Annotated in this window: 19 protein-coding genes and 1 tRNA gene; 14 read left to right on the top strand and 6 right to left on the bottom strand. The window is 45.6% G+C overall.

Annotation, left to right across the window (positions count from 1 at the left end; genetic code table 11):
- Window positions 1–320 (bottom strand): hypothetical protein (locus tag E0E16_RS11595; RefSeq protein WP_181951343.1); only part of this gene is annotated, 320 nt, incomplete at its 3' end.
- A 202-nt stretch (window positions 321–522) separates the two neighbouring features.
- Between E0E16_RS11595 and dxs the strand changes: the two genes are divergently transcribed.
- Both dxs and trkA read left to right on the top strand, forming a co-directional pair.
- On the top strand, window positions 523–2463 hold the full coding sequence (gene dxs / locus E0E16_RS11600; RefSeq protein ID WP_130830413.1) for a 1-deoxy-D-xylulose-5-phosphate synthase: 1941 nt from the start codon (window positions 523–525) through the stop codon (window positions 2461–2463).
- 25 nt (window positions 2464–2488) lie between these two features.
- Window positions 2489–3829, top strand: a complete 1341-nt coding sequence (trkA, locus tag E0E16_RS11605; protein ID WP_130830414.1) for a Trk system potassium transporter TrkA — start codon at window positions 2489–2491, stop codon at window positions 3827–3829.
- A 123-nt stretch (window positions 3830–3952) separates the two neighbouring features.
- Here trkA and E0E16_RS11610 read toward each other — a convergent pair whose 3' ends face one another.
- Both E0E16_RS11610 and E0E16_RS11615 read right to left on the bottom strand, forming a co-directional pair.
- On the bottom strand, window positions 3953–4981 hold the full coding sequence (locus E0E16_RS11610) for a DUF4435 domain-containing protein (RefSeq protein WP_130830415.1): 1029 nt from the start codon (window positions 4979–4981) through the stop codon (window positions 3953–3955).
- Window positions 4982–4999: 18 nt separating this feature from the next.
- Window positions 5000–5818 carry an AAA family ATPase gene (locus E0E16_RS11615; protein WP_130830416.1) on the bottom strand — a complete coding sequence of 273 codons (819 nt, stop codon included), beginning with the start codon at window positions 5816–5818 and terminating at the stop codon, window positions 5000–5002.
- Window positions 5819–6092: 274 nt separating this feature from the next.
- Between E0E16_RS11615 and E0E16_RS11620 the strand changes: the two genes are divergently transcribed.
- The 5 genes from E0E16_RS11620 to E0E16_RS11640 all read left to right on the top strand — a co-directional run bounded on the left by E0E16_RS11620 (window position 6093) and on the right by E0E16_RS11640 (window position 10626).
- Window positions 6093–6713 (top strand): DUF6621 family protein, encoded by a 621-nt coding sequence (locus tag E0E16_RS11620; RefSeq protein WP_130830417.1) that lies wholly within the window; start codon window positions 6093–6095, stop codon window positions 6711–6713.
- 15 nt (window positions 6714–6728) lie between these two features.
- Window positions 6729–7967: a saccharopine dehydrogenase family protein gene (locus E0E16_RS11625; protein ID WP_130830418.1), complete on the top strand. Its 1239-nt coding sequence runs from the start codon at window positions 6729–6731 to the stop codon at window positions 7965–7967.
- 112 nt (window positions 7968–8079) lie between these two features.
- Complete coding sequence (gene recA, locus E0E16_RS11630; protein ID WP_130830419.1) at window positions 8080–9087, top strand: recombinase RecA; 1008 nt, start codon at window positions 8080–8082, stop codon at window positions 9085–9087.
- Window positions 9088–9223: 136 nt separating this feature from the next.
- Window positions 9224–9793: a 30S ribosomal protein S16 gene (locus E0E16_RS11635; protein WP_130830420.1), complete on the top strand. Its 570-nt coding sequence runs from the start codon at window positions 9224–9226 to the stop codon at window positions 9791–9793.
- A gap of 751 nt (window positions 9794–10544) precedes the next feature.
- Window positions 10545–10626, top strand: a tRNA-Leu gene (locus E0E16_RS11640).
- Window positions 10627–10854: 228 nt separating this feature from the next.
- Here E0E16_RS11640 and E0E16_RS11645 read toward each other — a convergent pair.
- On the bottom strand, window positions 10855–12528 hold the full coding sequence (locus E0E16_RS11645) for a putative transporter (protein ID WP_130830421.1): 1674 nt from the start codon (window positions 12526–12528) through the stop codon (window positions 10855–10857).
- A gap of 399 nt (window positions 12529–12927) precedes the next feature.
- Between E0E16_RS11645 and E0E16_RS11650 the strand changes: the two genes are divergently transcribed.
- Entirely contained in the window at window positions 12928–13827 is a 900-nt protein-coding gene (locus E0E16_RS11650; protein ID WP_130830422.1) for an urea transporter, read from the top strand.
- 289 nt (window positions 13828–14116) lie between these two features.
- On the opposite strand, the gene E0E16_RS11655 is transcribed toward E0E16_RS11650, so the two are convergent.
- Entirely contained in the window at window positions 14117–14881 is a 765-nt protein-coding gene (locus tag E0E16_RS11655) for an acyl-[acyl-carrier-protein] thioesterase (RefSeq protein WP_130830423.1), read from the bottom strand.
- Between the two features lie 13 nt (window positions 14882–14894).
- Window positions 14895–15779 carry a GYF domain-containing protein gene (locus E0E16_RS11660; RefSeq protein WP_130830424.1) on the bottom strand — a complete coding sequence of 295 codons (885 nt, stop codon included), beginning with the start codon at window positions 15777–15779 and terminating at the stop codon, window positions 14895–14897.
- A gap of 252 nt (window positions 15780–16031) precedes the next feature.
- Here E0E16_RS11660 and ffh point away from each other — a divergent pair, with 252 nt between their 5' ends.
- From ffh to E0E16_RS11690, 6 genes are all read left to right on the top strand, one after another.
- Entirely contained in the window at window positions 16032–17384 is a 1353-nt protein-coding gene (gene ffh, locus E0E16_RS11665) for a signal recognition particle protein (RefSeq protein WP_130830425.1), read from the top strand.
- Between the two features lie 36 nt (window positions 17385–17420).
- A complete protein-coding gene (folD, locus tag E0E16_RS11670) occupies window positions 17421–18305 on the top strand; it encodes a bifunctional methylenetetrahydrofolate dehydrogenase/methenyltetrahydrofolate cyclohydrolase FolD (RefSeq protein ID WP_130830426.1) in 885 nt (294 codons plus the stop codon).
- 84 nt (window positions 18306–18389) lie between these two features.
- Window positions 18390–18569, top strand: a complete 180-nt coding sequence (locus E0E16_RS11675; protein ID WP_130830427.1) for a tetratricopeptide repeat protein — start codon at window positions 18390–18392, stop codon at window positions 18567–18569.
- Between the two features lie 13 nt (window positions 18570–18582).
- Window positions 18583–18816, top strand: a complete 234-nt coding sequence (locus E0E16_RS11680) for a 4Fe-4S dicluster domain-containing protein (RefSeq protein WP_130830428.1) — start codon at window positions 18583–18585, stop codon at window positions 18814–18816.
- 2 nt (window positions 18817–18818) lie between these two features.
- Window positions 18819–19907, top strand: a complete 1089-nt coding sequence (locus E0E16_RS11685; protein WP_130830429.1) for a 3-methyl-2-oxobutanoate dehydrogenase subunit VorB — start codon at window positions 18819–18821, stop codon at window positions 19905–19907.
- A gap of 15 nt (window positions 19908–19922) precedes the next feature.
- Complete coding sequence (locus E0E16_RS11690) at window positions 19923–20690, top strand: thiamine pyrophosphate-dependent enzyme (RefSeq protein WP_130830430.1); 768 nt, start codon at window positions 19923–19925, stop codon at window positions 20688–20690.
- The last annotated feature ends 4 nt before the right edge of the window (window positions 20691–20694 follow it).

Consider the following 20694-nt stretch of genomic DNA (forward strand, 5'->3'; position numbering starts at 1 on the left):
ATGAGTTTCTCATAGGCACGGCTGCGCATCTTCTCCAAAGACAATGCGTGTTGGAGGTTCACTATCTTCTGGCGCAATATCTCATTGTCTGTCAAATTCGTTTCTTTATGAGCCATACGATACCTCTCGATTACTTCCGAGGGCAAAGATAACGATTTTGAATCAACGGGCCAACGTTTCAGCCATTGGAACATCGAACCACTAGACACATTCCACTTACGCAATATGGACGCTTGAGAAGAACCGCTAGAATAATAATCAATTAACACTTGCAGCTTGAACGAATACGAAAATTCGCGCGGGGTTTTACGTTTTGTCATAATTTCTTACTTTTTTTATAGTCAGAATTGTGACAAGCTAAATCCGTATAAGACATTTTCATTACAAAACCACCACAAAAAGACACCACGACAGCCACCGAAAAGACACAGCCCACAAAGCAATCTTTCAAAAACGAAACCCTTTTTATTTTGCCATTCAAGCGATTTGGTGTATCTTTGCACAGCTATCCACATTATTATAATGTTGAACGAAAAGAAATATAGACTCTTAAATGAAATAAAATATCCCTCCGACCTGCGCAAACTAAGCATAGACCAATTGCCGGAAGTGTGCAAGGAGCTTCGAGAGGATATCATTGAGGAAGTGGCGACAAACCCCGGTCATTTAGGTTCCAGCCTTGGAGCAACGGAAATCACCGTGGCTTGCCACTACGTATTTAACACTCCGGACGACAGAATCGTGTGGGACGTGGGGCATCAGGCATACGGACACAAAATTCTGACGGGACGTCGCGATCAATTCTGCAAGAACAGGAAGCTCAACGGACTGATGCCCTTCCCCTCACCCAAAGAAAGCGAATACGACACATTCACCTGCGGACATGCCTCCAACTCCATTTCGGCAGCTTTGGGAATGGCAGTGGCTGCAAAACTGACCCACCATCCCGACCGACACGTCGTTGCCATCATCGGCGATGGTGCCATGAGCGGTGGATTGGCTTTCGAGGGACTGAACAACGTGTCAGGAAAGCCCAACGACCTCCTCATCATCCTCAACGATAACGACATGTCCATCGACCGAGCCGTGGGAGGCATGCAGCAATATCTGCTCAATCTTGACACGAACGAGACGTACAACCGTTTGCGATTTAAGGCGTCGCAATGGCTGCACGCAAAAGGATTGTTGAACGAGAACCGGAGAAAAGGCATCATCCGACTGAACAACGCACTGAAATCTGCCATCGCTCAACAACAAAACCTCTTCGAGGGCATGAACATTCGCTACTTCGGACCTTTCAACGGCAACGATGTGAAGGAGGTGGTGCGCATCTTGCGACAACTGAAAAACATGAAAGGACCCAAGTTGCTGCATTTGCACACCATAAAAGGAAAGGGATACGAACCGGCGGAAAAGAGTGCGACCATCTGGCACGCACCCGGCAAGTTCGATCCGGAAACGGGTGAACGCATACAGGAAGACAACAGCAACCAACCACCAAAATTTCAAAACGTGTTCGGACACACGCTATTGGAATTGGCTGAACAAAACCGGAAAATCGTGGGAGTTACGCCTGCCATGCCATCGGGCTGTTCAATGAACATCATGATGAAAAAAATGCCGGAACGCACATTCGACGTCGGCATCGCCGAGGGACATGCCATGACTTTCTCGGCAGGCATGGCAAAAGACGGACTGCAACCGTTCTGCAACATCTACAGCGCTTTCTCACAACGCGCATACGACAACATTATCCATGATGCGGCGATACTCGATTTGCCGGTAGTGCTTTGTCTCGATCGCGCCGGACTGGTGGGGGAAGACGGCACCACGCACCACGGCGCATTCGACTTGGCTTTCCTCCGCCCGATACCCAACATCACGATATCAGCCCCCATGGACGAGAAAGAATTGCGACGACTCATGTACACGGCGCAACTGCCCGGAAAAGGCTTCTTCGCCATCCGCTACCCAAGAGGACGCGGCGTGCTGGTGGACTGGAGATGTCCGCTTGAGGAAATACAGGTGGGAACGGGCAGAAAACTCTTCGATGGCACGATGGGCAACAACACAAAGAAAAACGTGGCGATACTTTCCATCGGACCCTTGGGAAACGATGTGGAACAAGTTATCAATGAACTTCCGGAAAATCCGGAAAAACTCACCGGACACATCGCTCATTACGACATGCGCTTCCTGAAACCTCTGGACGAGCAAATCCTGAAGGAGGTTGGAGAAAGCTTTTCGAACATCATTACCATAGAAGACGGAACACGCAACGGCGGATTAGGCTCCGCCGTACTGGAATGGATGAACGACAGGGGTTTCTCCCCACGCGTCATTCGCATGGGACTGCCCGACAAATTCATAGAACAGGGAACAGTGCAGCAACTCCGTTCGCTCTGCAAATTGGACAAAGAAGCAATCAGAAGAGAAATAAAGAATTGTCTGCAAGAAGCATAATAAGGTAAATTAGTTTTTAGGACATATGAAAATCATTATTGCCGGGGCATGCGCCATCGGAACTTATCTCGCACAACTCCTCGCTCGCAACAAGTATGACATCATATTGATAGATGAGGTGCCGGAAAATTTGGAAAAAATTGACAGCGACATTGACCTGCTTACCATTGAGGCAAAACCAACGAGTATCAGTGCCTTGAAAGATGCCGGAGCAAAAGATACCGACCTCTTTATTGCGGTAACGCCAAAGGAGGCGGACAACATCACGGCATGCACCATGGCTCACCACCTCGGTGCAAAGAAAACAGTGGCAAAGATTGACAACCCGGAATACATGAAACCCGAAAATCAGGAATTCTTCAAGCGACTGGGTATCAGCCGGCTCATCTATCCGGAAGTGTTGGCGGCAAAAGACATTCTCAACGGATTGAAAATGTCGTGGGTAAGACAAAGATGGGATGTGCATGGAGGTGCCCTCGTGATGCTGGGAATAAAACTGAGAGAAAGCTGTCAGATACTCGACAAACCGCTAAAAAACATCAGTGGTCCGGAAGACCCTTACCATATCGTTGCCATCAAACGACATAACGAAACGATAATACCCGGCGGTAACGATACGTTAAAGCTGGAAGACTTGGCCTATTTCATGACAACAAAGAACTATATCCCCTACATCAGAAAAATAGCCGGCAAGGAGCATTACGTGGATGTGAAGAATGTCATCGTTATGGGAGGCGGAAGAACTGCCGTTCGCTCGGTGAAAATCATGCCGGAATACATGAACATCAAGGTGATAGAACGCGATGCGGAACGATGCCAATACTTGAACGAAATACTGGATGAAGGCGAATTAGTCATCAACGGCGACGGACGCGACACGGCTTTGCTGACACAGGAGGGCATTAGGAACACACAGGCTTTCGTGGCACTGACCCCCAATGCAGAAACCAACATCTTAGCTTGTCTGGCAGCTAAACGCTACGGAGTGAGAAAAACCATTGCCTCGGTGGAAAACTTCGATTACGTGGACATGGCAGCCAACTTAGATATTGGTACAATCATCAACAAGAAAGCCATAGCCGCCAGTTACATCTACCAAATGTTGCTTGATGCCAACGTGGACAACGTGAAATTCCTAATGTCGGTGGATGCAGATGTTGCCGAATTCATACCGGTGCAAGGTTCAAAGATTACGAAAAAACCCATCAAGGATATAAAATTCCCCAGTGGAATGACCATCGGTGGCTTGGTAAGAGGCGAAGAGGGAATGTTGGTATCGGGTAATACACAAATCGAAGCAGGCGACACCGTGGTGGTATTCTGCTATAACGTGGATAAGAAAAAGGCTGAAGACTTCTTTAACTAATTTTTTTTGAAAAGCGACTCTCAAATCGAACTGACACCGGCGATGCGAATGTCGAGCAAGACAGACGTAAAAGCTATGGACGATTTGACGTAAAAATGGAAAAAGAGCATGAATCAAAGGGAGTTAAGAGACATTCGCTTCAGTTGGCGAAGAATAGGATTCCGATGACAAAAATTCTGCCAAATCGTTCTTCAGCCTTTGGAATGGAGGAGCATCTTGATAATAAAAGCCTCGCCGGAGCATGGAAACAATTCCTTCCATGCTGTGCTCATAGCTTGCCAACTCATTCTTTCGTTGCAAAGCATGCACCGCATTCTTGATAATTTCTTGTTCTCGGTCGTACACCAGCTTATCGCAAACTTTCTTCAGCACAGGAACAACAATATTGTCGAACAGATGATGCCCTTGAATGTATAAATAGGTGGTTTGCGGAGTTACGCCCAAACGCTTTATATCCTCTTTCAACGCGAGATAACTCTCCTTCGCGTCAGGGTAATCCTTGTGGAATTGGCGAATCTTACGCCAAACTTTCTTTCGAACTTTCTGGATACTCGCATCGAAATCCTCTAACGAGAAATGACCGGTGGCAATAATCCGATTGAAATCGGTGATCGTAAACTTTCCATAAATTCCCTTTCTATAGAACCAAATGCTCCAAACAAAAAGCGGAAACACAGCTTCGCTATACGAACGAAGGAAGTCCTCGAAATCGAAAATTGACTTATCATTGAGCGTTACCGCAACAACCACCTCATGAAGCCCGGAAGCATAACACTGTAGGTTCTCTATCGCGTAAGCATAGGTATGGAAAACATACGGATTATGATTGACCTCCCTTGAAGTGGGTGTGGCATCACGTAACAAATAATCATAGTCGGCATCCACACAGGCTATCATATTATCGCCAACGGTCTTGGATAAGAGGTTCATCAAAACCGACTTCTTCCCCTTTGTTAAGCGTTGCCGAGAGGGAAGCATCACTTCAAAATAACGTTGCTCGTTCTCAAAACTGCTAAGAACAGTGCGCCAAAAGAATATATCATCATAAGATTCCACGTAAGCGACTATCTTAGCACGCGCATGCTTGCTCCCTAATTTATTCGAAGCTCGGATATAATCCGACGAGATGTTATCTTTCAGTTTCTTACCCATAGCTTTCGCCTTCGTTTATTAACTTTCAGTGATGTCTGTAACCTCTGTCACGTTATCAATCCATCCGTTCATGATAACAGCCGGACTATGTGTGGTAAGAATGATTTGAACATTAGGGTTCAAATCGATAATCAAATCTATCAAACGCTTCTGCCATTCCACATGAAGACTCACCTCCGGCTCGTCCATGAAGAACACGTAGGGTTGATGATCTTGCACAAGAACGGTCAATAGGATGGCGAGTATCTGTTTTTCTCCACTCGACAGCTGATAAGGGTAGAGTGTTTCACCTACTTGCGAGAAGATAATCTCGTTTTCCGTTCGAACAATTTTCTTTCCGGTCTCGGTAAAGAGATCGTCAATAATATCCTGAAAGAGTTTTTTGGGTGCGGAAATGGTCTGCGCTTTCATAGCCGCGTCTGCATCACCGGATTGCAATTCCTCAATGATTCTATTGCCAACATTAACCTGATAATCAAGATACTTCCTCTGCAACTGGAACAATTGCCAATCCAATTCTGTGGAGAGGTTTAAGTCGATATTGGCAATGCTGTCCATATTCATCAGTGGACGATCGAAAGAACGAATGATGTCGTAACGTATCCACTTGGCATCTTCAGGAAAAACTTTCAGACGCACGCCTTTCAATAGGTGGCTTGGAAACTCCCCACCTTGCGAAAGACCTTTCACGACCTTGTTCAGTATCGTGCTTTTACCCACTCCGTTGATACCGCTTAGGACGTTCACTTGGCGGTCAAGTGTCCATTTAATGTGCTTTTTCCGTCCCCAGAGCGAATCAATCTCGATTTCCTCAATGTAATCAGCGTATTTTTGCATATCCGTTCCCTCTCTACATTATCACTACAAATATAGCTCTTTTCTTTCAAATTCGCATCAAATTATCGTTTTTTTTAACTTATTTCCATTCATTCTTACTAACGAGAGTACGCTTTCTCTTCCCCAAAATCAGGATTTGAAAGGAAAGACGACCCTGCCGTAAGTCGGTTTTCATCTTCCGGTTTGTTCCTTGACTAAGAATAATAGCCGAGCACTTTCAAAAAACTCGCTTAATTATTTTGGACTTCGAGCCTTTTACCGTATCTTTGTGGCAATGAATACGCAAGACACCCGGAGAGTAAAAATGAGCGAGAATGTCATCATTGTCGATGGAGATTACATTGATAACGTGGCATTCAACCTTACAATCAATTTTGAAAGAATGTTGAACAGGAAGATTCCTACAGCCGATTTCAGTCAATGGATTGTCAATATTGCTTTGGACGGACACATAAAACGCGGAGATAACGAAACGCAAGTAGTGATTTTGCACGATAAAAGCAAGCGAAAGCTCGATCATTTCATGCCCTCTACCTATGAGACCGAATTGGACAAACAGGCTTTCAAAGATGCCTCATTGGGAGAATTCATTCTTAACACCATCGCCACGGGCGAGGATATTACCAACAAGAGCGATGTGTTGCTCGACTTTTGCAATATCGTGTTGAGCCACAAGGAAATGCATCGCTTACTGCTCATACCCAATGCCGAAGACGCAGATATAGTTCGCCGACTACGCGCCATGCTCAAGAACGTTGATGAAGAAGAAAAGCACATCACGCTCTTTGCCATGGAGCCTTTGGCAGGTGGCAATTTCAAGCAACAAATCCTGGGTTATTCCATCATGAACGCAATGGGCATCACCGCTGACGAGATAGAACGGAAAATAAAATAAAAACAATACAGAACTATGAGTAGAGTATTAATGATTGGAGCCGGAGGAGTAGCCACGGTTGCCGCATTCAAGATTGTTCAGAATCAAGACGTTTTTACGGAATTCATGATAGCAAGTCGCAGAAAAGAGAAGTGCGACGCATTGGTTAAAGCCATCCACGACAGAGGCTACAAAGCAAACATAAAGACGGCTCAGGTGGATGCCGACAACGTGGAGCAACTAAAAGAATTGTTCAACGCTTTCAAGCCCGAATTAGTCATCAACCTTGCCCTGCCCTATCAAGATCTGACTATCATGGACGCGTGTCTGGCTTGTGGCTGCAACTATCTTGATACCGCCAATTACGAACCGAAAGACGAGGCGCATTTCGAATACAGCTGGCAATGGGCATACAAAGACAAGTTCGAGAAGGCGGGACTAACTGCCATCCTCGGCTGCGGATTCGATCCGGGAGTGTCGCAAGCATTCACGGCTTACGCCGCCAAACATCATTTCGATGAAATACATTATTTGGATATAGTGGACTGCAATGCCGGCAATCATCACAAGGCATTCGCCACCAATTTCAACCCGGAAATCAACATTCGGGAAATCACACAAAAAGGTTTGTACTACGAAAATGGGAAATGGATAGAAACAGAACCACTCGCCGTGCATCGAGACCTGACCTATCCGAACATCGGACCACGCGACTCATACCTCATGCACCACGAGGAATTGGAATCATTGGTAAAGAATTATCCCACCATCAAGCGTGCACGTTTCTGGATGACGTTCGGTCAGCAATACCTTACCTATCTCGATTGCATTCAAAATCTCGGAATGAGTCGTATAGACGAGATAGAATACGAGGCGCCACTCGCCGACAACAGCGGAAAAACGGCAAAAGTAAAGATTGTTCCGTTGCAATTCCTCAAGGCAGTACTACCCAATCCGCAAGACCTCGGTGAAAACTACGACGGAGAGACATCCATCGGATGCAGAATCAAAGGCATCAAGGACGGGAAAGAGAAGACATATTACATCTATAACAACTGCAAACATCAGGAAGCTTTTGAGGAAACGGGCATGCAGGGCGTAAGCTATACAACCGGTGTACCGGCAATGACGGGCGCGATGATGTTTTTCAAAGGCTTGTGGCGCAAACCCGGCGTTTGGAACGTGGAAGACTTCGATCCCGACCCATTCCTCGAACAACTCAACAAGCAAGGATTGCCTTGGCATGAGGAAATTGACGGAGATATCGAGTTATAACCATAAGCCATCTACGGCAAAGTTACGGTAAAGAACAAAAGAAACATTCCATAAGAACTCGCTACTCTCCGCGAGAAAGGAAAACCCGAAAAGGGAAAGGAGAGACTAAGAAATGGCAGAAACAAACGAAGGAAAACTAAAAGCTCTGCAAGCCGCCATGTCGAAAATAGAAAAAGATTTCGGCAAAGGAACTATCATGCGCATGGGCGATGAAAAAATAGAAAATGTAGAGGTAATACCGACAGGCAGTATAAAACTCGACCTCGCGCTCGGTGTGGGAGGCTATCCACGTGGCAGAATAGTGGAAATTTACGGACCGGAAAGTTCCGGAAAGACCACATTGGCAATCCATGCCATTGCCGAAGCACAAAAAGCAGGTGGCATAGCAGCATTCATCGACGCAGAACACGCTTTCGATCGTTTCTACGCCAAGAGCCTTGGAGTGGATGTTGATAACCTTTGGATATCACAACCCGACAACGGTGAACAAGCATTAGAGATAGCCGACCAACTCATTCGCTCGTCAGCGATAGACATTCTCGTCATCGATTCCGTCGCAGCCCTCACCCCCAAGAAGGAAATCGAAGGCGACATGGGCGACAACGTAGTCGGATTGCAGGCACGATTAATGAGCCAAGCACTGCGCAAACTTACCTCAACCATCGCGAAGACCAACACTTGCTGCATCTTCATCAACCAGTTGCGCGAGAAAATAGGACAGATGTTCGGCAGCCCCGAAACCACCACCGGCGGTAACGCACTGAAATTCTATAGCTCTGTCAGAATCGACATCCGGCGCGTTACCTCTGTTAAAGATGGAGACAACATAATCGGGAACCAAGTTCGCGTGAAAGTGGCAAAAAACAAAGTGGCGCCACCTTTCCGAAAGGCAGAGTTTGAAATCATCTTCGGCGAAGGAATTTCAAAGATTGGAGAAATTCTCGACCTTGGTGTAGAAAACAACATCATACAAAAAAGCGGAAGCTGGTTCAGCTATAACGGTACGAAACTGGCACAGGGACGCGATGCCACCAAAACCGTGCTCAGAGACAACCCCGAACTCACGGAAGAAATAGAAGAACTCATCCGGACTGCACTGAAAGCCAAGACTGAAGAATAAAAAACAACATTCTTGCACCAATAAAGCAATATAATACGCACATTATTTGGTAGTTAGAAAATAAAGAAGTAATTTTGCACTCGCTATCACGTGATGATGGCATTAAATTCAAACTAATAAATATTTATAACAAATTATGGCAACAAGAATCAGATTGCAACGCGGTGGTCGCAAAGGACACCCTATCTATAGGGTAGTGATTGCCGATGTTCGTGCACCACGAGATGGTAAATGTATTGAGAAGATTGGTACTTATAACCCAAATACCAATCCTGCCACAATAGATTTGAATTTCGATCGTGCCCTCTATTGGCTTGAGACCGGTGCTCAACCCACAGACACAGCTCGCTTCATCCTAAAGAGCGAAGGGGTTTACATGATGAAACATCTCCGCGGTGGAGTAAAGAAAGGCGCATTCGACGAAGCTGCATGTCAACAGAAGTTCGACGCTTGGAAACAGCAAAAAACAGCTGCCACGGAAGCTTTGGAAAAGAAAGCGGAAGAGGACAAGAAGGCTGTAGCCGCAAAAAATCTTGAAGCGGAAAAGAAGATGAACGAGACTATTGCCAAAAAAGTAGCCGATAAAAAAGCAGCTGAAGCTGCTGCAAAGGCTGAGGCAGAAGCCGAGAAAGCCAAAGCAGAAGCAGCAGAGGCAGAAACTGCTCCGGAAGCCGACGCTGAAGCAGCACCGGCTCAAGAGGCTTAATCACATCTCAAAAGAAAATTCAAAAGGATGCGACGAATTATCGTTGCATCCTTTTTTTACGCACTTAACACCAACGCTCATAAAGCGAAATATGGGACTCCCTGCCACGCTATTCCAAAACAGCCATCAGCCCACTAATCCACATAAATTCAACAATCCCCAACCCCTCGTTTGGGATAAAAAGACACAAAACCAACCAAAAGCAAGGGCTTTGCCACCCTCCCTCTTACTCGCTTCCCCTCCAAAATAAATACACATGACATCCGGGAAAGATTTGAAACAACGGTTCTATTCACACCCACAAAAACATCTTTGAAAACCCATGAACGATATTTTCTTGAAATTACCAAGCAGTGGTAAAAGGATTACCGGTGAGTGGTAAGAAGATTACCAATGAGTGGTAAAAGGATTACCACTGCTTGGTAATTTCAGCGAAACCGAGGACTTGATTCCGCATCATTCGTGGAAATCTTCTTCATTCTGTTCGCATTGCTTTTATGTGTACATCCCTCTTTCAAGGGTGATGTCATTCACGAGTTAGAGGGAGCTTGCATCCCGACATGATTCCTAATTTTTATAAAGGCAGAAATTAACGCGGAGACCTACAAATTTACACCTCATTGTTTTTAAAACGCACTCATTACAGCAATTATCTCCAACTACCATGAGACCATTCTCGGTTTCGCACATAAATATATTCGGAAAATATTTGGATTTTAACCATAATTGACTTACCTTTGCAGCCACAATCGCGCCTGTGGCGGAATTGGTAGACGCGTTAGACTTAGGATCTAATGTCTCACGGCGTGCAGGTTCGACTCCTGTCAGGCGCACCCAATAGAAAGATAAGTAACTTATTATCAGATGAATAAATACTTACAATTCTAAAGATTACCACTATTTTGCTCTTTTTTTTTCCTCATCTCAGTCAATAGTGGTAAAAGATATAGCATGTAGAAATTATCAGAGAGACTCAAAAACGCCACATCGGAATGCGTGGGAGCATATTCCGGTGTGGCGTTTTTCCGCTAAAGGTCGTTTCGCGCAGACTGTTGAAAGACCTATGCAAAGAGTAAAACCATCCATTGCGCCACCATTACCCTGATAAACATCGTAAGCGGATAAATAGTGGCGTATTTAATGGCAGGCGTGTTGTTCTTGGAGGCATCGGGGGTAAGCGACAGTGCCGGAGCAAAAGTCATATTACCTGCCACAAATCCCAACAACGTGAAGTAGTCCAACTTCAGCCAATATCGCCCTAAAATGCAGGTAGCCCACAGAGGGACGAGCATGATAATTGCAGCGTAGAACATCCAAAGATAACCACCATCGAGCAATTTATCGATGAAACTTTCGCCCACGCTCAGTCCCACGCAGCCCAAGAAGAGCGTAATGCCCAGTTCACGCAACATAAGATTCACACTTTGCGTGTTATGCGTATTCAATCGGAAACGAGTTCCGAAATTACTGATTAGAATGGCAACAACGAGGGTTCCCCCGGAGAATCCCAATTTAACCGGCATTGGCATGCTTCCCAGAGGAATTTCAATGCTTCCCACCAATACGCCAATCATGATAACGATAAAGATGACAAACAAGTTTGGTTTGCGAAGATTGGTGGCTGAGTTGCCCAAGATCTGCTCTACATGTTTCACGTCGTCTTCTTCACCCACAAGAATTACGGTATCGCCCATCTGCAACAACAGGTCGGGACGCCCAATAAGATGAACTCCGGCACGTTGTACGCGAGAGATATTTACGTTATAGAGCGAACGGAATTTCAGTTCTTCAATACTCTTTCCATTAATAGAGCCTTGGGTTACCAAACATCTTTTCGATACAAGCCGACTGTCTAACTTGCGCCATTGCGAGTCAGCCATCTCTATCTTATGACCGAGGAAAGCGCAAATCGTCTCTACCTCCCCTTGTTCCGTTACTGCCAAGAGCTTATCCCCCTCATTGATGATGGATTTTGGATGGGCCATTTCTATCTCTCCCGTGTCTTTATGGAGTATTCTAGAAATGACAAATTCATGTTTGTCTAATAAGCTTTTCACATGAGCTATCTCCGTTCCGAAGACTGCCGGATTGGTTACTTCTATGGAGAAGACCAACGCTTCCCTTCGCTGTGCTTTTTCCCGGTCCTCAATTCTGCGTGTTTCTTCGTCCATCCTGACACGCAGCACCCATTTCAAGCAACTTGTCGTGAGAATCATACCCAAGATGGCAACAGGGTAAGAGAGGGCGTAACCAATACCAATGTCGGGTGATGCTGTCCCCGTCATGCCTTTGGCAGCCTCTTGCGCTGCACCCAAAGATGGTGTGTTGGTAACAGCTCCGGAGAGAATTCCCACCATGGTGGCGATGGGCGTTCCGGAAAGCGAGTAAATCAGATAGGTGATACCGATGGCCAATACGATTGAAACCATTGACAGCACATTTAGTTGAACGCCTCCCTGTTTGAAAGTTGAGAAAAATCCCGGTCCTACAATCATTCCAATTCCGAAGATGAAAAGCACCATACCGCTTTCTTTCACATAGGAAAGCACCATAGGGTCGATTTTCAATCCCAAGTGTCCCGCCAAAATACCGGAGAAAAGCACCCAAGTTACTCCAAGTGAGAAACCTCCCATCTTAATCTTGCTAAGCAATAGTCCTACCGTGAGCACCAAAGCCAATACAAAGATGGCTTGTCCGATGCTGGTTCCTGTCAATAAACTTTCAATTACATCCATTTGTGGTCAATTAAATCTTTTGTTGCGATGCGTGCCATCCCATCCGTATCCCCTCGGTCGAAAAGCTGCGGGACGACAGTTGAAAACGATTGATGTCTTGCGAAAGCGTTGCATCCACGTCATATTCTTATGGTTTTTTCTTTTCATCTCTCCCAAGATACGCCAATTGCGTCATGGGAGATTTTAATTTCGGTGCAAAGGTACAACAAAGTTCTTATATCCAACCTTTTTAGTCGGTTTTTTGCTTTTTTATCTCTGATTGATTGTTTAAAAGGAGTTTTTCTGCTTTAGAACCGTTGTCTATCGTTAAAAATATAAAACGAATGGGAGTAATCCGACCGATTGCACGAATATTGCCACTAATTTAATATATTTGTACATCAAATCACCACAACAACCATGAATCTATACAACATATTTAAGGTTTTCCTTCGGGGCGTAGGACAAGTCGTTTTTCTGAACAATGCTCTCTCCGGAGCTTTGATGCTATTGGGAATAGCTTTTAATTCCCCTTTCATGTGCATAGGCGCACTGATGGGAACCATCGTTGGCACACTCACCGCGAAAGGCTTGAACTATGATGATACCGAAATAGACAAAGGGTTGTACGGATTTAACGGAACGTTGGTGGGGATTGCCGTTCCCTGCTTTCTTTCGATTAATGTTTGGTCGGTACTGTTGTTAATCATTGCGTCCGCCTTATCGACATGGGTGGTGCATATTGGTGGAAAACAAAAGCTGCTACCCGTGCTTACGGCTCCTTTTGTACTGATTACATGGTTATTGTTACTTATGACCGCTGCTGTTCCGGATTTGCGTATGACGGAAGATATCGCCCACGCTGCCGAAACGACTTTTCATCCCTTAAAGGCTTTTTCCTTGGGGTTCGGACAAATCATGTTACAAGGCAACAACATGATAACGGGCTTTTTGTTCCTGGCGGCTATCGCGGTGAACTCCATTCGCATGGGAGGAAGAGCTGCCTTGGCGTGCTTGCTATCGTCATCATTGGCGGTCTGTCCATTCATGGAGACGAGCGTGATGAACAATGGCTTGATGGGCTACAATGCCGTTTTAGCATTTGTGGCGATTACCGATGTTGTTCCCACGGCGTCATGGAGGTATCTCAAGGCTGTCGCGGCGATATTGCTCTCTTGCTTGTTTCAGTTTGTGGGTCTGCGCTTGGGCTTTACTACGCTCACTGCCCCATTCGTCTTGGCTGTTTGGGTTGTGGTTCTGTGCGATAAGATTGAAACCCGACTGTCTTCCAACCGATTCTGCACGAGGGCAATCAGGTGAAAAGACATGTCGAGAACAAGAGAAAATATCAGGATGACAAATTGTTGATAATCAGAAGCTTACAGAGCGCTTTTCAAAAGCTAAGCTTTTGCGATGTAAAAGCTAAGCTTTTAGGACGCAATACCTAAGCTTTTGGATTGCAAAAGCTTAGCTTTTAAAAACCGACAGCTGACGCATGAAAACTTAATCGCATTTTTTTACCCCGCCGGTTGTTGTCTTTTCGGCGGACAAACGCCGGTTTTATTTCTACAAAGTGGCAGAACAACCGTAAAGAGCAATGGAAGATGCCTTAAAACAAGAGGCGGGCGCGACAAACTTCCGTTTCACCTTCCGTGTTGCTCTTTGTTATTCGCACAAAGAAATCATTGGTGTTTGTCGAGGAAGCCGGCGCACGATAAAACTTTAATTTATCTCCCAAATGCGCTTCAGCAACATAAGCAACTTCAAACCTTTTCAGCAGATGCGCTTCATACCATTCGAGCGACCACAAGTCAAGCACGTGTTCGATGTATTTGATGGAATTTATATGTCCGTTTATATCCACATCATTATAATAAGTGTCAATGGAAGATATATATTCCGCAGTTTTCCCCATTTTCACTCTTGATGATTTCTCAATGGGGCAAGACTTTCCTTTCTCAACATACTCGGTTATTTTTCCATCGTTTACAGCCAACAAATCAACGGGTTGGCGACTCTTCGTATCAATCATCGCCCACATGCTTTTGCCGTATCCATAGACATGGTTCTCCGTTCCCAATATTTTGAAATTGCGACTGGTAAAGGATTTGAACACATCATCTATCCAAGTTTCAATATAGAATTTGTCGTACATACGAGGCATATCCGTCATTTCGATGGAGAGTCTGCTCAGAACCCATGTCTTACCGATGGTATTCAGATAACGCAAACCATATCCGTGCTCGCTGCTGTGGAAATCGGCAGCATTGAGCAATTGGTTTCCGAGATGCCCCATGAACAACCTTTGTGAGAAATCGCAATGGAATGGTTCCGCCAAAAAGGCATATCGTCCTGTCGTGGGTAGTTGTTCCATTTTTCTTAATTCCTTAAATTGAATCCGTTTCATCGGCAGCATCCCCGCCTTGTGATACGCCCAATTCACCAAGAATATCGTCAATGGCAGATCCGAGCATTCCCTTGATGGTATTGGCAGCCGGGTCGATGACCGAATCTTTCAACACCTGTTCTGCCTTCTTCTGCAAATCTTCTTTCATCTTGCTCTCTGCCGTCTTATAATATTTATCGGCAGCCTCCCTGAGGTCTTTTTTGTCAATGGTGAAGATGTGCTTCAAGATGCCGAAAGAAACGATGTGTTCTTTGTTATCGTAATTAACTTTCCCAACAGAGCATACGAAATAATTATCTACGGTTACGAGATTATCAATGGCAGCCGAGATTACCTTTCCCATGAAAGCATCGCTGATGGTGTGAAAGGCTTTCTCCAGCCATTCGTCCTCCGGACTCGAATCGGTTGCTTGCGCCGCGTCGCTCACGGTGGAACTTACCACATCGGAAAGAGCATCTTTATGATCTTGAGTGGTCGGACATGTGAGAACAAGCAAAGTCATCAACGCAATGAAGCCGATGAAGAAGCCCAACAAACAACCATGTGAACTTTTCCGGTTTTTCTTCGGCTCCGTACTCTCCGGAATAGCCACCGGCGTGGCATCAACGAAGGGCATTTCCTCTGTGGGTTGTCCTCCCCCATTCCCCTCATCTATCGATTTGTCGGCTGAAGTTGTCCCCCTTTGCGCAGCATCTCCGGACTTGTTCATTAAAATTTGGCGCAGTTCGTCTATCTGCCATGCAGGAGTCCACGCATTTTTATCAACAGGCATCACCAACGTAGTGGCATCCAATCCGCGTTCCGCGAGTTCCTTCATGGTATAAGGTCCGCGCTTTTCGTTGTCTATACTAATGAAATATTCCATTACTCTTCTGTTTAGATAATCCCTTGACGCGATGTTTCCAATCAAGCGTCCTCTGTTTATGGATGCGAAATTATAGATTATATTCTGAACCTACAAATATTTTTTGGTTTTTTAGTTTACATGACTACACATAAAACAAAAGAAAAGGTATGAAAAAGATGGTATTTAATAAAAAAAATGTTTTTCTTTTGCGTTTATTTGTCATATTTGCTATCTTTGCATATAATATTGATTAATGTATAATTATTAAGGATGTTTGAAAATTTAAGTGATCGTCTTGAACGTTCCTTTAAGATACTTAAAGGTGAAGGGAAGATAACCGAGATAAATGTAGCCGAGACTCTGAAAGATGTCCGAAGGGCTTTGCTGGATGCCGATGTGAATTATAAGGTGGCAAAGTCGTTCACCGACACCGTGAAACAGAAAGCCTTAGGAATGAATGTGCTCACTGCCGTTAAGCCCGGACAACTGATGGTGAAGATTGTTCACGATGAGTTGGCAGAATTGATGGGCGGCGAAACAGTGGGACTGCAATTGGAAAGCAAGCCTGCCATTATCCTTATGAGCGGTTTGCAAGGATCCGGTAAGACCACTTTCTCCGGGAAGCTGGCTAATTTGCTCAAGACGAAAGAACATAGGAAGCCCCTCCTTGTGGCTTGCGACGTTTATCGCCCTGCCGCAATCGAGCAGCTGAAAGTCGTGGGCGAACAGATTGGCGTGCCGGTTTACAGCGAATCGGAAAACAAGGATGTAAACACGATTGCCAACAACGCCATAAAGGAAGCAAAGGCAAAAGGCAACGATACCGTCATCATCGATACAGCAGGTCGATTGGCTGTGGATGAGGAGATGATGAACGAGATAGAGAGTCTGAAAAACAGCATAAATCCCGACGAAGTCTTGTTTGTCGTCGATTCCATGACCGGTCAGGACGCAGTAAACACTGCCAAGGAATTCAACGACCGCTTGGATTTTGACGGTGTGGTATTGACAAAACTCGATGGCGATACACGAGGCGGCGCGGCACTTTCCATTCGCACAGTCGTTACAAAGCCCATCAAATTCATCGGTACCGGTGAAAAGATGGAGGCTCTCGATGTGTTCCATCCCACACGAATGGCAGACCGCATCTTGGGAATGGGCGATGTCGTTTCGCTGGTTGAGAGAGCGCAGGAACAATTCGATGCAGAAGAAGCCAAGAAACTTCAAAAGAAAATTCAGAAAAACCAGTTCGATTTCAACGACTTCTACAACCAAATTCAACAAATCAAGAAGATGGGCAACCTAAAAGACCTTGCTTCCATGATACCGGGTGTTGGCAAAGCCATTCGCGATGTGGATATTGACGACAACGCATTTAAGGGCATCGAAGCCATCATCCTAAGCATGACGCCAAAGGAACGGACCAATCCGGAATTGCTGAACAGCTCGAGAAAACAAAGAATAGCAAAAGGATCGGGAACCGACATACAAGAAGTAAACCGCCTCATCAAACAGTTCGACCAAACACGCAAGATGATGAAAATGGTTACCGGCTCGAAAATGGCTGGCATGATGGGAAGAATGAAGAACATGCCGGGCATGCCAAAAATGCCAAAGCTCTAATCAGAAAAGAAACCAACCTAAAATCAAATTATAGATATGGCATATCAAATTATAGATGGTAAAGCAACAGCCGCAGCCATCAAGACACAAATCTCGGAAGAGGTGCGAAAAATAATGCAAGAAGGTGGGAAACAACCCCACTTGGCTGCTATACTTGTAGGTCATGACGGAGGAAGCGAGACCTATATGAAAAACAAGGTGAAGGCTTGCGAACAGTGTGGCTTTAAGTCCACGCTCATTCGTTTCGAAGAAGATGTAACCGAAGAAGAGTTGTTGGCATGTGTGGATAAACTAAACAACGACAAAGACGTTGATGGATTCATCGTACAACTTCCCCTTCCAAAACATATCGACGAACAAAAAATCATCATGGCAGTGGACTATCGCAAAGATGTTGATGGATTCCACCCCATCAACGTGGGACGAATGTCTATCGGTTTACCCTGCTTTATCTCTGCCACCCCATTGGGAATGCTCACGTTATTACAACATTACAACATCCCCACATCAGGTAAAAAATGCGTCATACTCGGACGAAGCAATATCGTGGGGAAACCCATGGCGCAACTCATGATGCAAAAGCAATACGGCGACTCCACCGTAACGGTTTGCCACTCTCGCTCCAAAACACTGAAAGAGGAATGTAGAGAAGCCGACATTATCATAGCCGCCATAGGAAGTCCGGAGTTTGTAACTGCCGACATGGTGAAAGAAGGTGCTGTTGTTATCGACGTAGGTACAACCCGCGTACCCGACACCTCGCGGAAGAGTGGCTATCGACTGTGTGGCGATGTGAAGTTCGATGAGGTAGCGCCAAAATGTTCTTACATCACACCCGTACCCGGTGGCGTAGGTCCGATGACCATCTGCTCGTTGATGAAGAATACATTGGCAGCCGGAAAGAAAGAATTTTATAAATGAAAAGTCCCAACGACAATTGCGGCGCATTAACACCGACTTTTGCTCAACACTCTCTTTGGTGATTTATCCTAATTGACAAGAACAATGACAGCAGAAGAATATTTCAAGGTAGGTAACGAATATCGGAAAAGGGGAGATTTCATGAATGCGATGAATCAATACATGGAAGCCATCGCCCTCGATCCGAACTCGCCGGCTGTGGAAGCCAAAAGAATGTTGGAGGATATTTTCAATTTCTATCATAAAGACGCATACAATCCTTAAAAAAGAAAAGACTATGAGCAAAATGATGGGAGCTATTGTCGTGAATACCGACAGATGCAAAGGATGCCAATTGTGTGTTATTGCATGCCCAAAGAAAGTAATATCTTTGGTTCAAAAGAAAGTAAACGCCCACGGATACCCCTATGTAGGAGCAATCCATGCTGAGGCATGTATAGGCTGTGCCACATGTGGCATCGTGTGTCCGGACGGCTGTATCACGGTATATCGTAAAAAAGTGGAGGAATAGTTATGGAAGAAAGAGAAGTAACATTGATGAAAGGCAACGAGGCTATAGCCCACGCTGCCATCCGCTGTGGAGCTGATGGTTATTTCGGCTACCCCATTACTCCGCAAAGTGAGATAATAGAGACATTGGCACTGCTAAAACCATGGGAGACTACAGGAATGGTCGTGTTACAAGCGGAGAGCGAGATAGCTTCCATCAACATGATTTATGGAGGAGCAGGAGCCGGAAAGCGAGTGCTCACCTCATCTTCTTCACCGGGATTGGCATTGATGCAGGAAGGCATCAGCTACATGGCAGGTGCGGAACTTCCGGGAGTATTTATCAACGTGCAACGAGGCGGTCCGGGATTGGGCACCATCCAGCCGAGCCAAAGCGATTATTTCCAAGCAACGCGAGGTGGCGGAAACGGCGATTATTACGTTATCGTATTGGCGCCGAACTCTGTTCAAGAGATGGCAGACTTCGTTGATTTGGCTTTCGAGCTTGCGTTCAAGTATCGCAATCCTGCTATGATATTGTCAGATGGAGTCATTGGACAAATGATGGAGAAGATAGTGCTTCCACCCATGAAGCCACGCAGAACGGAAGAGGAAATAAAGAAAGAGTGTCCGTGGGCAACCATGGGCAGAAGTGGTATGCGCAACCCGAATATTATCACGTCCCTGGAACTGAAATCCGAGGTGATGGAACAACGCAACCTTCATTTGCAGAAAAAGTATCAGACGATTTGTGAACAAGAAGTGCGCTTCGAGGAAACAAGTTGTGAAGATGCCGATTACATCATTGTGAGTTTCGGAAGTGCCGCACGCATTGGAGAGAAAGCCATGGAGTTAGCAAGAGAACAAGGCATCAAAGTCGGATTGTTCCGTCCCATCACTTTATGGCCTTTCCCAAGCAAGAGAATTGTCGAGCTATCAGCAGGCAAGAAAGGCATCTTAGTGAGCGAAATCAATGCCGGGCAGATGATAGAGGACGTTCGACTGGCTGTAAATGGTGCATTGCCTGTTGAGCATTATGGCAGACTCGGTGGTATCGTTCCCGATCCTGAAGAGATTGTTGAGGTATTAAAAGAAAAACTGATAAAAAAATAGAGGGAGGACAGCCTTATGGCAAACAATATTATTTCGCCGGAGAACTTAGTGTATGAGAAACCCAAACTGATGAACGAAACGGCAATGCACTATTGCCCCGGATGCTCACACGGTGTGGTTCATAAACTCGTGGCAGAAGTGATTGCTGACATGAACATGGAAGAAAAATCCATTGGGGTTAGTCCTGTGGGATGCTCAGTTTTCGCTTATCGATACATTGACATTGACTGGCAAGAAGCAGCTCATGGCAGGGCACCCGCAGTGGCTACAGGCATCAAGCGATTATGGCCCGACCGATTAGTTTTCACCTACCAAGGCGATGGCGATTTGGCATGTATTGGGACAGCCGAGACCATTCACGCCTTGAACCGAGGTGAGAATATCACGATTATCTTTATCAACAACGCCATCTATGGAATGACAGGCGGTCAGATGGCTCCTACCACCTTGATAGGACAAAAGACTGCCACCTGTCCTTACGGTCGCGATCCGGAAATTCATGGTTATCCACTCAATATCACCGACTTGGCAAGTCGGTTGCGTGGCACGTGCTATGTTACACGACAAAGTGTTGATGGCGTAGGTTCCATCACGAAAGCCAAGAAAGCCATTCGCAAAGCCTTCGAGGCGAATATGCAAGGCAAGGGCAGTGCTTTGGTGGAAATCGTTTCCACCTGCAACAGCGGATGGAAACTATCTCCGGCACAAGCAAACGAGTGGATGCGCGAGAATATGTTCCCCGAATATGTTAAGGGCGACCTTAAAGACACAACGGGAATTTAGTCAT

Source organism: Prevotella rectalis, from assembly GCF_900607215.1.
Classification (GTDB): domain Bacteria; phylum Bacteroidota; class Bacteroidia; order Bacteroidales; family Bacteroidaceae; genus Prevotella; species Prevotella brunnea.